Source organism: Bradyrhizobium sp. Mp27 (assembly GCF_029953005.1).
In the GTDB taxonomy this organism is placed as follows: domain Bacteria; phylum Pseudomonadota; class Alphaproteobacteria; order Rhizobiales; family Xanthobacteraceae; genus Bradyrhizobium; species Bradyrhizobium barranii.
This window is the reverse complement of record NZ_JASAUS010000059.1, coordinates 36890-51222: the sequence shown is the minus strand read 5'-3', so window position 1 is coordinate 51222 and position 14333 is coordinate 36890. Positions and strand designations below refer to the sequence as shown.

Here is a 14333-nt window from a genome sequence, read left to right as displayed (position 1 = left end):
TGCAGGGGCAGTCGCTCAGCGGCACCTCCTTCACGAGCCTCAAGCAGCTTCAGGAACACATCGATGCCTACGTCAACGCATACAACGACAGAGCCGAGCCCTTCGTCTGGAACAAGAAAAAGGTCCGTCAACGCCGTTTCAAAGGCCGCCGTATCACTCAGCTCTGATTCCGGGTACTAGTTCTTCGGTGGGAGGCCCATCGCCGCGCGATAGGCGGCGAGCTGCTTCGCGCGGCCGAACTCATCGGTCAGGCGATTCCATTCCTTCGCGACCGCGTCCAGCGCGGCCTGCGGCGTGGCCTGGCCGGCCAGCGCCTTGCCAAGCTCAATCTCCACAACCTCGGTGTAGGAGAAATAGCCGGGCAAACGCATGTCGAGCGCAACGTTCTTGCCGTTAATGGAGTCGGCCTGGGCGCCGAGATATTCCTTGGCTTCCGTCGGCGAGAAGATCTTGCTCCACAACTCCAGATTCGTGGTGTGCGACTTGCGATATGGGTTGACACCCGTGCCACCGGTAATCGCGGCCTTGCCGGAGACTTCAGGGCTTGTCAGCGTCCTGACGAAATCCCATGCCGCCTGCTGGTTCTTGCCCACCTTTGGCACGGCAATCTGCCAGCCTCCGAACGCCATGAAGGGTGCCGGCAGCACTGCCGGAAACTTGTCCCACTTCTTGGTTTTGGCGTTCCATATCTCGTCAGAGCCGGGCAGCACCGCAGAGCCCACCTTGCCGGAAATCTTCGATTGCTTGGGGTCGGCGGCGATCACGCCGGTGTCGCCCCAACCGATCGACTCGGCGACCTGGCCGCCGGCCACGGCGGCATTGACCTCGCCGAACGAAAAGTTCAGCGCATTGGGCGGGCCAAGCTTGGAAGCGCGAATATACTCCTCCAATCCCTTCACCCAGCCCGGATTGTTGATCTGGGCATCCATCGTTTCGGGGTCGAAGAACATCGCGCCCGGATAGTTCGGGTTGTTGGTATAGGCCGCCGCGTGGCTGAAGAAGAACCAGAACTGCTGGCCACCGCGACGGAAGGCCTCCGCCGTGCCCCAGAGTCCCTTGTCGGGGCGCTGAAAGAACTCCGCGATGTCGAGATATTGCTTCCAGGTCTTTGGCGGCGCCAGGTCGTAGCCGTACTTGGCCTTGAAGGCGTCCTTCTCCTTGGGATCGCTGAACAGGTCGGTGCGATAGGTGTAGGTGTGAACGTCGCCGTCCATCGATTGCGAATAGATCTTGCCTTCCCACACCATCAGGCGCTCACGGTAGGCCGGCTCGACATCGTCCCAATCCTTGCCGGACTGCATCTCTTTCGGCATCTCGCTGAGATAGGTGACGAAGTCGGGCAGCCAGGCCGGCGCAAAACTGACCAGATCGAACGTCGCGTCCGATCCGGTAAGCGATGTAACGATCTTCGGGTAGAGCTCCGACCAGGGGAACTCGACCACATTGACCTTGCCGCAGGTCTTCTTGGTCCATTCGTCCGCGCCGAGCTTGAGCGCGGAGGCGATATACGGTCCGGTCTGCGACGCCACAGTCAGGGTGACGCCGGAGTAATCCGGGCTACAAGCAGCGTTCGCCTGGCTCGCGGTGCAAGCCATCGCGAGCGAGGTGGTCAGCATCAGAAACGTCCGTCGCAACATCGTCCAGTCCTCCCTACATAGGTTTTTGCTATTTGATCGCTCCGAGCAGCAGGCCCGACCGCATCATGCGGCTGAGCAGACCTGCCATGATCATCATCGGAATGATGGCGACGAGCGCCGCGGCCGAGATCGCCCACCATTCGTCGCCGCGCTGGCTGTTCTGTCCCGCCACCAGGATCGGCAGCGTCTGCCATCTGGAATTGGTCAGGAACAGCGCGAACAGGAACTCGTTCCAGACGAAGGCGAGCGTGATCATGAAAGTCGCCAGCAGTCCGTTCATCGACATTGGCACCACGATGCCGAGGAAGATGCGCCAACTTGGCACGTTGTCGACCATCGCGGCCTCTTCGACCTCGATCGGAATGGCCTCGAAAAAGTCGCGCATCAGCCAGACCACGATCGGCAGCGAGAACGCGACGTAGCACAGCGTCAGGCCGACATAGCTGTCGATGAGCTGGAAGCCGAGCCGGCCGATTTCGCTGTAGAGGAGATACAGCGCGAACGCCGTGACGATCGGCGGAAACATGCGCTGGCTGACGAACCAGAACAGGATGTCTTCATTGCCGAGGATCGGCCCCGGCAGCGGCAGGCGGTTGGCAAGGATTGCAGCGGCAAGCGCGATCGGGAACGCCAGCAGCAGCGCCTGCGCGCGGGTGAATCCGAGCGAATTGTTGAACAGCAGATAGCCGCCGAGCGCGAGCAGGAAGAAGATCAGGCCGGCGCCGAAGCGCACCCTGAATTCGAACCGCACCAGCGCATAGGCCGCCATCGCGCCGACCGCAGTCGCGATCGCCGCCGCCGACAAGCCAACGATTGTTGAGTTCAAAAAGGTCCGGAAGAACTCGCCACGGATGCCCTGATAGAGATCGATGAAGGGTTGCAGGGTCGGCGTGAAATCGACGAACGGAATATAGGTCGGGCCGCCGACCACGCCCGGGGGAGTCTTGAACGCCGTCACCACCACCCAATAGAGCGGAAACGCCGTGATCAGGCACCATGCGAAGACACCGGCCGCGACCAGGCGGCGGCTCCAGCTCGACAGTCCGGTGAGGCCCTGCCCGCTCATCGGCGCTTCTCCAGATGGGGCCGCAACAGCGCCAGATAGGTCACGCCGATGATCGTGATCGCGATCAGGAACAGGAAGCTGAGCGCCGACGTGTAGCCGAGATTGAACTTCTTGAAGCCCTCCTGATAGGCGAACAAGGTCAGGGTCTCGGTGTCCACACCCGGTCCGCCGCCCGTCATCACGAATACGGTGTCCATGATCTTGTAGCTCTCGATCAGGCGAATGAAGACGACCGCGGCGGAGATCGGCAGCATCATCGGAAAGGTGATGCCCCAGAACTGTTGCCAGGCGCTGGCGTTCTCGAGCTCGGCCGCCTCGTAGACATCTTCGGGGAGCGTTTGCAGGCCAGCCAGCATCATCAGGATGATGAACGGCGTCCATTGCCAGATCTCGACAGCGATGATGCAGGCGAGCGCCCAATGACCGTTGGTGAGGAACGGCAGGTTCGCCATGCCGAACATGGACAGGAACTGGTTGAGCGGCCCCATGGTCGGATTGAAGATCATGCGAGCCACAAGCGCGACGGCAACCGGGGCCAGAAGCATGGGCAGCAGCAAGGCCACGCGAAATAGCCGTTCGCCCGGAACGCGCGCGTTCAGCGCGAGCGCAACGCCAAACCCGATCACGTATTGCAACCCGACGGCAATGAACGCGATCAGCGTCGTCGTGAAGATCGCATTCCAGAAGCGCGGCTCCTGCAGGAGCGTAGCATAATTGCCGAACCACACGACCCGCGGCGGGATCGGCGGAATCAGGCGATAACTGAGGAAGCTCGTGGTAAACGAATAGATCAGCGGAAAGATCGAGATCGCCAGCACGACGAGCACCGCCGGCCAGATGAAGACATGCTTGATCGGATCATTCCGCATCATGAGCAGATCATCCCTTCAACAGGGCTTCAATCTCGGCGCGCCGCGGCATGGCAGGCGCAGTCCCCGCGCGCGTCACGGAAATCCCCGCCGTGGCGGAGCCGAAGCGCGCCGCTTCCAGGGGATCGGCGCCGCCCGCAAGCGCTGCAGCGAAGCCGCCGACGAATGCATCGCCCGCGCCCGCGGTTTCGACCACCTTGCCGGCGGCGAACGGCGGCACGTGCAGCGAGCGATCTCGCCCGTGAAACAGCGCCCCACGTTCGCCGAGCGTGATCAGCGCGGTCCCCGCTCCCTTGGCCACCAACGCGTCGCCGGCGCGGCGGGCGCCGGCAAGATCGCTCACCGCGATCCCGGTCAGTGCCTCGGCCTCGGTCTCGTTGGGAACGACGTAGTCGCACAAGGCAAACAGGCTGTCGTCGAATGCGCCCGCGGGTGCCGGGTTGAACACGGTGATGCTGCCCGCGGCGCGCGCGATCTCGAGGCCGCGCCGCGCGGCCGCGACCGGTTGCTCGAGCTGGGTCACGAAGACGCGGCTGGTGCGGATCGAATCCGCCACCGCATCGACGTCGGTGGGGCTGAGACCGTCGGCCGCTCCGCTCACCACGATGATGGCGTTGTCGCCGCGTGTCTCGTGGACATAGATGAAGGCCGCGCCGGTCGGCGCCTCCGCAGTCCTGGCGACGCGCGGCCGAATGCCCTCGGTTTCCCACGTCTTGATGGCAAGATCACCGAAGGCGTCGCGGCCGATCCGGGAGATGAAGGTCACGTCTGCACCTGCGCGCGCAGCGGCCACGGCCTGGTTCGACCCCTTGCCGCCTGGTCCCATGGCAAATCCCGAGCCGGCGATCGTTTCACCGATCGCGGGCATGTTGCCGGCCCGGAAGGCCAGATCGACGACGAAGATGCCGAGCACTGCGACGCCAGTCTTGCTCATGGTCGTCACTCTCCGTCCGGCGCGATGACGCCCTTGGAAAACAGGAAGCAGCCGTAGAAGCGCCGCTCTCCCGTGGCGATCACGCAGTAGGCCGTCTTGGCCTTTTCATAGAAGGCATGGCGCTCGACCCCGACCAGCGGCCAGGAGCGTCCCTCGGCGCGGTCGATCGCGGCCTGCACCTCGCGCTGCACGGGCGGCACCTCCTGGGGCTGGCCAACAATCTCCATGCGGATCGCGGCATCGTCGACGAACGTATCGAGCGGCAGCACCGAGAGAATGGCTTCGATCGCCTTTGCCGTACTGACGTTGTCGATGCGAAGCAGTTCGCCGAACACGGTCTGGCGCGCGATGGAGTCGGCAGGAAAATTGGTGTCGCACACCACGAGGCGGTCCCCGTGCCCCATTGCGCGCAAGGCATAAAGCACGTCGGCATTGAGCAGTGGATTGATGCCCTTGAGCATGTTGCGTCCCTCCCTTGTCTTCAAAAAATCGCCCGAACTCTGATGGTCCGGATGCCAACCCGTATCACCGCAAGATGACGTCTTTAGTCCCCATAGGGAATCCAGATGTTCTTCACCTGCACCGCGTGGCGGAGCAGGATCGGACCTTCGCTCGCCACCCGGTCGTACCAATCGAGCGCCAGCCCGTGGTCGACCAGCGTGCGCTTGAGGTTGCCGATCGACAGCCGCTCCGCGGCAGTCGAGGCCTCCTGCGAGCCGAACACCCAGAGCGCATCGACGTCGTCATGCTCGGCAAGGACCTTTGCGAGCGCATCACGCTCGCCGGTGACGATATTGACGACGCCTGCCGGCACATCCGACGTCTCCAGCACCTGATAAAAATCGGTCGCTGCAAGCGGATGCCGCTCGCTTGGGACGGCGACGACGCGGTTGCCCATCGCAATCAACGGTACCACCAGGCTGATGAAGCCCAGCAACGGGGCCTCGTCCGGACAGGCCACCCCGACCACGCCGATCGGCTCGTGCATGGCAAGCGCCACGCCGCGCAACGGCGGCGCATGGATCGTCCCCTCGTATTTGTCGGCCCAGGCCCCATAGCTGAACAGCCGTTCGATACTCGCCTCGACCTCCGCGCGCGCCTTGGCGGGCGAAACGCCGGTCATATCACCGATGCGCCGGGCGAACTCGTCGCCACGCGCGGACAGATTCTCGGCAAGGTAGTAGAGGATTTGGGCGCGATTATGCGTCGTCGCCCGCGCCCACCCCTCGGCCGAGCGCGCAGCGGCCACCGCGTTACGGATATCCTTGCGATTGCCCTCGCCGGCTTCGCCGAGATGCTTCCCCTTCGGCGACAGCACCGCGCGCGAATAATTTCCGTCGGGACGAACCTGCTTCCCGCCGACGAACAGCTTGGCGGTTCGGTCGATCGACGGCGTGCCAAATCCGGCGCCGTCGTTAGAAGCCGCTGGGGACGGCGGCGGCACCTTCGCCCGCGCCTTCCGCCCGCTCCAGGCTTTCGGCTTGAGATATTCGTAGAGACCTTCCCGGCCGCCCTCGCGACCGAAGCCGGACTCGCGATAGCCGCCGAAGCCGACGCTGGCATCGAACAAATTGGTCGCATTGACCCAGACCACGCCGGCCTGAAGCTTCGGCGCGATATCGAGCGCCAGCCCGATGGTCTCGCTCCACACGCTGGCGGCAAGGCCATAGCGCGTGTTGTTGGCGAGCATCACCGCCTCGTCCGGCGTGCGGAACGTCATCGCGACCAGCACCGGGCCAAAGATCTCCTCGATCGCCACGGTCGATGACGGATGTACGTTCCAAAGCAAGGTCGGGGGATAGAAGCATCCCTCAGTGGGGATCGGCCCCGGCGCCTGATACTTCTCAGCGCCCTCCTTGACGCCGGTTTCGACCAGCGCCTTGATCCGCTCGAGCTGCACCGGAGCGACCACCGCGCCCATGTCGATCGCCTTGTCGAGCGGCGGACCCACGCGCAGCGTCTCCATGCGGCGGATGAGGCGCTTGCGGAATGTCTCTGCGATCCCTTCCTGCAGCAGAAGCCGCGATCCGGCACAACAGACCTGGCCCTGGTTGAACCAGATCGCATCGACCACGCCTTCCACGGCGCCATCGATGTCGGCGTCGTCGAACACGATGAACGGCGACTTGCCGCCGAGCTCGAGCGTCAGCGACTTGCCGCTGCCTGCGGTCGACTGACGGATCAATCGCCCGACCTCCGTCGACCCCGTGAAGGCGATCTTGTCGATACCGGGATTTTCGACGAGCAACGCGCCGGTGGCGCCATCACCCGTCACCACATTCAACACGCCGGGCGGCAGGCCGGCTTCCGCCGCGAGCTCGGCGAACAACAGCGCGGTGAGTGACGTGAACTCCGCCGGTTTCAGCACCACGGTGTTGCCGGTCGCCAGCGCGGGCGCGATCTTCCAGGCCAACATCAGCAGCGGAAAGTTCCAGGGGATGATTTGGCCGATCACACCGACCGGGACGTGGTCGGCGAATTCGCGGTCCTGCAATTGCGCCCAGCCGGCGTGATACAGGAAGTGGCGCGCGGCGAGCGGCACGTCGAGATCGCGGGTTTCCCTGATCGGTTTGCCATTGTCGATCGCTTCCAACACCGCGAACAGACGAGCATGACGTTGCAGCATGCGCGCGAGTGCGTAGAGATGACGGGCACGACCGTGACCACCGAGCTTTGCCCATGACGACTGCGCCGATCGTGCGGCGCCGACGGCAGCCTCGACATCCGCTGCGATGCCTTGCGCGATCTTGGCCAGCGTCTTTCCGGTGGCCGGCTCGATCGTCGCCAGATGCTTGCCCGAAGCCGGCGCGACGAATTTACCGGCAATGAAATGCCCAAACGTCGCGTCGTGCCGCTTCAGCCAGGCGCGCGCCTCGCCGTCCGCCTCGGGAGCGGGACCATAATCCATGGTCTCATAATAATGTGCGATACTCATGCTCAGCCCACGGGATGACGGTTGAAGGCCGAGTAGCGGCCGGTGACGTGATGCTCGAGCTGGCGCTCGATGTCGGCGAGCAGACTCGAGGCGCCGACGCGGAACAGATCCGGCTCGAGCCAATCGCGCCCCAACTCTTCCTTCATCAGGAACTGGTAGTTGAGCACATCCTTCGCCGTCGAGATTCCGCCGGCCGGCTTGAAGCCGATCTTGAAGCCCGTGCGCTCCTCATAGACCCTGATCATGCGCAGCATCGCGAGCGTCACCGGCAGCGTGGCATTGACGCCTTCCTTGCCGGTGGAGGTCTTGATGAAGTCAGCGCCGGCCATCATGCAGACCATCGACGCCTTGGCGACGTTGCGCAGCGTTTTGAGGTCGCCGGTTGCCAGGATCGTCTTCAGATGCGCATCGCCGCAGGCTGCGCGGAAATCCCGGACCTCGGCGTAGAGAGCGCGCCAATCTCCGGTCAGCACATGCTCACGCGTGATGACGATGTCGATCTCCTGCGCACCGTCCCTGACGGACGCCTCGATCTCCTTGAGTTTCAGATCGTGAGGCACGAGGCCTGCCGGAAATCCAGTCGAAACCGCAGCGACCGGAATGTCATACCCATCGAGCGCTTCGACCGCGGTTGCGACGAAGCGGTGATAGACGCAGATCGCGCCCGTGTGCAGCCGGCGCCCGGCAAAACCGAGTGCCTCGACGAGGTCACTTCGTATCGGGGCCCTCGCCTTGGCACAGAGGCGCTTCACCCGTTCGGCCGTATCGTCGCCGTTGAGTGTCGTCAGGTCGATGCAGGTGATCGCCTTGAGCAACCACCCCGCCTGCGCGTCCTTCTTGACGGTGCGCCGGCCCGGCAAGCTCGCAACGCGGCGCTCGGCGGCGGACAGATTGATCCGGATATCATCGACCCAGTCCATCTCGAGCGCGCGGCCGCTGTTGCGCGCGATCGGATGCGGATGATTGTGATCCCGCGCATGGGGCTGCGCCGGCACCGCGGATGGATTTGATATCAAGAGGCCCTGCGCCATCGGTACGCCGCGCAATGCTAGCGAATCGGCTGAAACGGCAGATAGACTGAATGTGCCGATTGCAACATGCGATCCTCCCATCCCTTGGCCGCCGGCGCTTCTGCTGCCGCGCGTCGCCGACAGCGAAACACCCTTCGGGCCAATGTTATTATTGTAACAGATTGACGTTGCTAAACTCACATAATTGTAAGATCATTGTCAACCGGATAAGCAAGCTCGGTGACGAAAATGACTGAAACACCGACCGCACGCCCCAGCGAGACCCGCGTCCAACGGCTGCAACGGCTGCGACGCGCCGTCGAGACGAGCGGCGCACTGCATCTGAAGGACGCCGCAGAGCTGCTGAAGGTGTCGGAGATGACCGTCAGGCGCGACCTTGCCGGGCCCGAGGCGGCGCTCGCCCTGCTCGGCGGCTACGTCGTCAACGCGGCGTCGCCGACCGGGATCAAATACACATTCGAACAGGAAATCGACCAGCACACACAGGACAAGCGCCTCGCCTGCCGATCCGCAGCCGCCTCGATCAAGGAAGGTGACACCATCTTCATCGACTGCGGCACCACGATGCAGTCGCTGGCGGATTGCCTGCCCGAGGACATGCCTCTTTCGGTGATCTGCTATTCGCTGAACGTCGCCTCGATCGTCACCCACCGGCCAGCGACGCAGGTGATGTTGATGGGCGGGCTCTACCATCCGTCGTCGCAGTCGTTCTCGTCGGATGACGGCCTGTCCTACCTGCGGCGGCTCGGGGTCAACAAGGCTTTCATCTCGGCCGGCGGCCTGCATTGGACCCGCGGCGCCAGCTGCTCGAACTTTCACGAAGTCGCCATCAAGCAGGCCGTCATCGCTACCGCGATGGAGAGCGTCCTCGTGGTCGACGCCAGCAAGCTCGGTAGCCTCAAGCCGGCGTTCTTCTCCGACGTCAGCTCATTCTCGCGGATCATCGTCGGTGGCTCCGTGTCGGCAGACACGCGCAAGCACTTCCGCAGCCTTCCTGTCGAATACGTCACCAGCACGGCCTGATCCGGACGGGGGCTGGTTCGCCCGGATCAGGCTTACTGAGCGATGCGCGGTCTCGGTGGATCGCGCATCGCTGTTTCAGGCTAGTTGCAGGCGGGCTTCGCCTTTTTGCAGGCATCCGTCAGCTCGGCCGGCGGGTCCTTCTTGAATACGGTCTTGTAGGACTCCAGCACATTCGACTGCGTCACCGGCAGCGACTGCACACCGATCCAGCCAGGCGTTTCCTTACCCAGCAGCGCGTTCATCATCGCCATCGCCTCGGCGACGCCCTGGTCGTAGGGACGCTGCGAGCCGGTCGCCTTCAGCGGCCCGCCCTTGGCAATCTCGATCGCCGATTGCAGACCGAGGTCGACCGTCGTCATGGGAATATCGATGCCCTGAGCCCGCATCGAGCTCAGCGTGTCGAGCGCCGGTTGATCCCACACCGCGTACAGTCCCTTGACGTCGGGATTGCCGGTCAGGAAGTCGCCCGCGATTTGCGAGACCTTGGGCGGATCGGTGAAGTCGACCTGCTTCATCTTGATGTCGGGCCGGTTTGCTTTCATCCACTCCCGCACGCCCTTGGTGCGCTCGTTGGTGCTGAAATAGTCGACGCCGAAATTGACGAGACCGATGGTGCCGCCCTGCGCCACGCAGGATGCCAGGATCTGTGCCGCGATCTGGCCGTTGCCCTGGCTATCGGCCGAGACCATCGTCGCATATTCCTCGGGATGCTTCAGACCAGTCGGGATGCTGTCCATCAGCACGAGCTTGATGCCGGCTTTGGCGATCTTCTTGTAGGTCGGCGCGGTCGCGGTGAAATCGACCGGAATCGAAATGATGCCGTCCGGATGCTGCTGGATCGTGTTCTCGATATCGGCGATCTGCTTGTCCACCTGATATTCGGCGGACGCGACGCCCGTCACCGTCACGCCGTACTTCTTCAGCGTATCGGTGATGCCCTGGATCTGGAGCTGCGACCAGTCGAGATTGACCGTCTGCATGGAGATGCCGACCTTGAAGTTCTTCTCCTTGATCTTGGCGGCGTCGGCCTCCGACAGCGCGAGCACCTCGGGGGAAGCCGCCTTTTCGCCATGGGGTCCCTGGCCGACGATCGACCTCGGCCCGAGCTTCGCGAGATCGACACCCTTGACGCAGGTCGCGGGCACTTCGGCGCGAGCCGACGGGATCATCGAGAGGGCGGCAGCGGCCACCAACGCAGTCAAAGGCAAGGATTGTCGCAAGATTGGTTTCATTGTTTCCTCCATTTTTTGGTCGCCGATTCACCGGAGGGCCAGCGACCTTGCCCCTACCCGCGCAGCGCAATGAACTTGTTGTTCATGCGCTGCGCCTGACGTCGACTAGCGTTTCGTGAAAGCAACCGCGGCAACGATGATCGCGCCCTTGATCACGAGCTGCATCGGCGAGCTCACGCCGAGCAGAACAAGGCCGTTGTTGAGCGTGCCAATGATCAAGCTGCCGAACAGCGTCCCCAGGATGTAGCCGCGCCCGCCGAACAGGCTGCAGCCGCCGAGGATCACCGCGGCGATGACGTCGAGCTCCATGCCCTGCACGACATCTGGCCGCGCGGCATGTGAACGCGCCGACAGCACCAGCGCCGCTAATCCGGCCAGCGTGCCGGTCAGGACAAAGGCCGCAGTCGTGATCCGTTTGGTGTTGATGCCGGAATTGAGCGCCGCGGTCGGGTTGCCACCGACCGCATAGATGCGCCGGCCGAACACATTGTAGTGCAGCAGCAGGATGCCGATGATCATCGCCGCCAAAGTCCAGGCGATCGGAACCGGTATGCCGAGGAACGTGCCTTCGCCAAAGATCGCGAAATAGGTCTCGTTGGTGATGATCACCGGCTTGGTGTTGGTTACCATCATCGCCAGTCCCCGCGCCATGCTCAGCGAGCCCAGCGTCACCAGGAACGACGGGATCGATAGCTGCGTGGTCAGGATGCCATTGAGAAGCCCGACGAGCGCACCGGTGCCGAGCCCGGCCACGGCACCCACGATCCAGCTATTGTTGATCTGGCTCATCGCGAGAGCGGCCGCCATGCCTGACAGCGCCAATGTCGAGGCAACCGACAGATCGATCTGACGCGCGATGATGATGAAGGTCATGCCGACCGCGATGATCGACACCAGCGTGGTCTGGCGCCCGATGTTCAGGAAATTGTCGACCGAGAGAAACCAGGGCGAAGACAGGCTGAACACGACCAGCAGGATCACGAAGGCGATGTACAGCATGTACGGCCGCTCGCCCCGCAGCAAATTCTGGAGAATCTTGCGGCGGCGATCAGATCGGGTCGACGAGGCGACCACGTTGGGAGCAGTCAGTTCGGTCATGCGGGAAGCTCTTGCAAGTGGCCCGGCCCGGAGGCCTGGTACATTTGGAGGAGATGATGCAGCTCTTCGGCATCATCGATCTCGCCGCGCGACAGCGTACGAGCCACACGCCCGTTGACGATCACGGAGATGCGGTCGCAGAGCTCGATCAATTCGACGAGATCGGACGAGACGACCAGGACCCCGCTGCCGTCGCGGACGGCATTCCGGATCACGGCATAGATTTCCTCGCGTGCGCCCACGTCGACGCCGACCGTCGGTTCATCCAGGAGCAGCACGCGCGGCCGCGGATCATTCCATTTTCCGAACACGACCTTTTGCTGGTTGCCGCCGGAGAGCGTCCTGACCAGGCTGAACGCGCCCGGCGCTTTCACCGAAAGCCTGGCGACCGCGGTTTCCGCACGCCTGGCGGCGGCGCGTTGCTGCATCCAGCCCCAGCGCGAGAAATGGGGAATTCGCGGCAAGGTGACGTTTCGCTCGATCGAATGGTCCAGGACCAGACCCTGCACATGCCGGTCTTCCGGCACCAGCGCGATGCCCTGCTCGATCGCATCGGCAGGCCCTCGCGGCAGCCATCGCCGGCCCTCGATCTCGATTGCGCCGCTCTCGAGCGGCCGGAGGCCAAACACTGTCTCCAAAATCTCCGTGCGGCCGCTGCCGATCAATCCGGCGAGGCCGTGGATCTCGCCCTTCAGCACGGACAGATCGACGGCGCGAAGCCGGTCGTTGGAGACGTCGGACAGCGACAGAACCGGCGACGGATCCAATTCACGCTTCGCGACAGGTTCGGTGCGCGGGCCCGTGGGTGCCGATCGATCGGTTCCGACGATCGCGTTCACCAGCCGCTTCATGTCGGTCTCGGCGGTGACAAACGTGCCTGCGTTCGCGCCATCGCGCAGCACCGTGACGCGCTGCGAGATCTCGAACACCTCATTGAGCCGATGGGTCACATAGATCACGCCGACTCCGCGGCGCGTCGCCTTCCCGATCGCATCGAACAGGATCCGGACCTCATCCGATGTCAGCGAGGAGGTCGGCTCGTCGAGGATCAGAAGCCGGACCTCGCCCATCAACGCCTTGGCGATCTCCGTCATCTGGCGATAGGCGAAAGGCAGCGAGCCGACGGCCGCTCTCGTATCCAGGGGAATGCCGAGCGCGTTCAGGAACGCCTCGGCCCTGGCCATCAGCGCGCGCTGCCGGACGAAACCGAAACGCGCACGCGGCTCACGGCCGAGCAACAGATTGTCCGCAACGCTCAAGGATTCGACGAGGCTGAGATCCTGATAAACGACAGCGATCCCCGCCTCGCGCGACTTCGCCGGGCTGTCGAATTCCACCGGCCTGCCGGCGATCTCGATCGTGCCGCTGTCGAGGGCATGAACACCACTGAGAATCTTGATCAGGGTAGATTTTCCCGCGCCGTTCTCGCCCAGTAGCGCATGGACCTCGCCGGCGCGAACCTCGAGGTTGACGTCACGCAGCGCTCGCACGCCGCCGAAGCGCTTGTTGATGCCACTGACCATCACAAGCGAGGTCGACGACCGAGGTTCTGCTGCAACCGAACCGGACAGTTCCAAACTTTCCTCCCGTCGCCCCGCTAGACGCTGGTACGATGGTGACATGTTGTTATTTTTGCAACTTATCTTGTTATAATTCTATCATCTCCGCCGACCTGTCAATGGCGGATCGCGTCGCGGGGCCGGATCTAACCCTGGCGCTATCTCGATTTGTGCGGTTGCGAACGTCAGCACAGACAGCCGGCCTTCCCAGCGCGGATCTGTTCAACATCAGGAACGGACCAAGGCTTCACGACGCGCTCCATTCGGTCCTGGCGGCAAGCACCCGATCATCAAATGGGGAGCGCGCCGTAGCGGTGAGGTTGGGCATCCCCTCCTGTATGGCAATAATTTGTTGGGCGACGTTCGTTCACTGCGACGACGGAATGCCTTCCCGCATCGCACCTGAGCGCTACGCGTGAGAAATTTTCGCGTGATGTGGGAATGGCCTTGCGACAGCTTCGGTCAGCACACTCGCACCGGAGATCAATGCACTTCGGCAAACCGTGGGAGAGCGCGGCCAGCAAGGCCGAATTTTCTTGCACATCTGCCGCGCTCGCTGACGGGCGGGATGCTGGATCAAGAGCTCAAGGAGGAACGTTCGCGCGAGACGCGGGTGGATGATGCGCCAACCACCAAGGCTGAGGTGGAGGAGATGATGGACACGATCCGGCGCGACGGCATCAGCCGCTATCGCGATGCCCTTCTGCCGAACTTCACCTCGCTATCCGCGCCGATCTTCGACCAGGCCGGGTTCATGATCGCAGCCATCACGATGATGGGCCCCATCGGCATTCTCGACGATGATCTGAAAGGCCCGACAGCAACGGCGCTGATCGCCCACGCGCGGGCTCTCTCGGCGACGGCCGGCTGGCAACCCAACTGACTCCCTTGGGTGCTTCCACTTCCATTGTGCTTGCTCATCAGTTCCGCTGACGAATTTTCGTTTCGA

At 63.3% G+C, this 14333-nt stretch carries 12 protein-coding genes and 1 pseudogene; 3 read left to right on the top strand and 10 right to left on the bottom strand.

The annotated features are described in order from the left end of the window. Nucleotides 1–167: pseudogene (locus QJT78_RS26680) on the top strand (IS630 family transposase); the annotation flags it as partial. A 9-nt stretch (nt 168–176) separates the two neighbouring features. On the opposite strand, the gene QJT78_RS26675 reads toward QJT78_RS26680, so the two are convergent. From QJT78_RS26675 to deoC, 7 genes are all read right to left on the bottom strand, one after another. Beyond that, nucleotides 177–1616, bottom strand: coding sequence for an extracellular solute-binding protein (locus QJT78_RS26675; protein ID WP_335337530.1), 1440 nt, complete (start codon nt 1614–1616; stop codon nt 177–179). A 49-nt stretch (nt 1617–1665) separates the two neighbouring features. Beyond that, the gene (locus QJT78_RS26670) at nt 1666–2703 is read right to left on the bottom strand and encodes a carbohydrate ABC transporter permease (protein WP_028152672.1); all 1038 of its coding nucleotides are present in this window, start codon (nt 2701–2703) and stop codon (nt 1666–1668) included. Continuing rightward, complete coding sequence (locus QJT78_RS26665) at nt 2700–3575, bottom strand: sugar ABC transporter permease (protein ID WP_028152673.1); 876 nt, start codon at nt 3573–3575, stop codon at nt 2700–2702. Before QJT78_RS26665 ends, QJT78_RS26670 begins: the two co-directional genes overlap by 4 nt. A 7-nt stretch (nt 3576–3582) precedes the next feature. After that, a complete protein-coding gene (gene rbsK, locus QJT78_RS26660; protein WP_028152674.1) occupies nt 3583–4506 on the bottom strand; it encodes a ribokinase in 924 nt (307 codons plus the stop codon). A 5-nt stretch (nt 4507–4511) separates the two neighbouring features. Further along, complete coding sequence (locus QJT78_RS26655) at nt 4512–4967, bottom strand: RbsD/FucU family protein (protein WP_014494077.1); 456 nt, start codon at nt 4965–4967, stop codon at nt 4512–4514. Nucleotides 4968–5050: 83 nt separating this feature from the next. Next, nucleotides 5051–7441 carry an aldehyde dehydrogenase family protein gene (locus QJT78_RS26650; RefSeq protein ID WP_028151190.1) on the bottom strand — a complete coding sequence of 797 codons (2391 nt, stop codon included), beginning with the start codon at nt 7439–7441 and terminating at the stop codon, nt 5051–5053. Between the two features lie 2 nt (nt 7442–7443). Beyond that, complete coding sequence (gene deoC, locus QJT78_RS26645) at nt 7444–8361, bottom strand: deoxyribose-phosphate aldolase (RefSeq protein WP_240537472.1); 918 nt, start codon at nt 8359–8361, stop codon at nt 7444–7446. Between the two features lie 339 nt (nt 8362–8700). On the opposite strand from deoC, the gene QJT78_RS26640 reads away from it, so the two are divergent. Next, nucleotides 8701–9495, top strand: a complete 795-nt coding sequence (locus tag QJT78_RS26640; RefSeq protein ID WP_028151192.1) for a DeoR/GlpR family DNA-binding transcription regulator — start codon at nt 8701–8703, stop codon at nt 9493–9495. An 80-nt stretch (nt 9496–9575) separates the two neighbouring features. Here the strand turns inward: QJT78_RS26640 and QJT78_RS26635 are convergent, their stop codons facing one another. The 3 genes from QJT78_RS26635 to QJT78_RS26625 form a co-directional block, all read right to left on the bottom strand. Beyond that, nucleotides 9576–10727 carry a substrate-binding domain-containing protein gene (locus QJT78_RS26635; protein ID WP_028151193.1) on the bottom strand — a complete coding sequence of 384 codons (1152 nt, stop codon included), beginning with the start codon at nt 10725–10727 and terminating at the stop codon, nt 9576–9578. Between the two features lie 105 nt (nt 10728–10832). Then, on the bottom strand, nt 10833–11825 hold the full coding sequence (locus QJT78_RS26630; protein ID WP_038942014.1) for an ABC transporter permease: 993 nt from the start codon (nt 11823–11825) through the stop codon (nt 10833–10835). Then, nucleotides 11822–13402, bottom strand: coding sequence for a sugar ABC transporter ATP-binding protein (locus tag QJT78_RS26625; protein WP_038942015.1), 1581 nt, complete (start codon nt 13400–13402; stop codon nt 11822–11824). The genes QJT78_RS26630 and QJT78_RS26625 overlap by 4 nt, the downstream gene beginning before the upstream one ends. A 415-nt stretch (nt 13403–13817) precedes the next feature. Between QJT78_RS26625 and QJT78_RS26620 the strand changes: the two genes are divergently transcribed. Beyond that, on the top strand, nt 13818–14267 hold the full coding sequence (locus tag QJT78_RS26620) for an IclR family transcriptional regulator C-terminal domain-containing protein (protein WP_281460362.1): 450 nt from the start codon (nt 13818–13820) through the stop codon (nt 14265–14267). Nucleotides 14268–14333: the final 66 nt, after the last annotated feature.

Excerpts from the sequence above, each read along its gene's own strand:
- QJT78_RS26675 (WP_335337530.1), bottom strand. The coding sequence starts at position 1,616 with ATGCTGACCACCTCGCTCGCGATGGCTTGCACCGCGAGCCAGGCGAAC.
- QJT78_RS26670 (WP_028152672.1), bottom strand. The coding sequence starts at position 2,703 with ATGAGCGGGCAGGGCCTCACCGGACTGTCGAGCTGGAGCCGCCGCCTG.
- QJT78_RS26665 (WP_028152673.1), bottom strand. The coding sequence starts at position 3,575 with ATGATGCGGAATGATCCGATCAAGCATGTCTTCATCTGGCCGGCGGTG.
- rbsK (WP_028152674.1), bottom strand. The coding sequence starts at position 4,506 with ATGAGCAAGACTGGCGTCGCAGTGCTCGGCATCTTCGTCGTCGATCTG.
- QJT78_RS26655 (WP_014494077.1), bottom strand. The coding sequence starts at position 4,967 with ATGCTCAAGGGCATCAATCCACTGCTCAATGCCGACGTGCTTTATGCC.
- QJT78_RS26650 (WP_028151190.1), bottom strand. The coding sequence starts at position 7,441 with ATGAGTATCGCACATTATTATGAGACCATGGATTATGGTCCCGCTCCC.
- deoC (WP_240537472.1), bottom strand. The coding sequence starts at position 8,361 with ATGGACTGGGTCGATGATATCCGGATCAATCTGTCCGCCGCCGAGCGC.
- QJT78_RS26640 (WP_028151192.1), top strand. The coding sequence starts at position 8,701 with ATGACTGAAACACCGACCGCACGCCCCAGCGAGACCCGCGTCCAACGG.
- QJT78_RS26635 (WP_028151193.1), bottom strand. The coding sequence starts at position 10,727 with ATGAAACCAATCTTGCGACAATCCTTGCCTTTGACTGCGTTGGTGGCC.
- QJT78_RS26630 (WP_038942014.1), bottom strand. The coding sequence starts at position 11,825 with ATGACCGAACTGACTGCTCCCAACGTGGTCGCCTCGTCGACCCGATCT.
- QJT78_RS26620 (WP_281460362.1), top strand. The coding sequence starts at position 13,818 with ATGTGGGAATGGCCTTGCGACAGCTTCGGTCAGCACACTCGCACCGGA.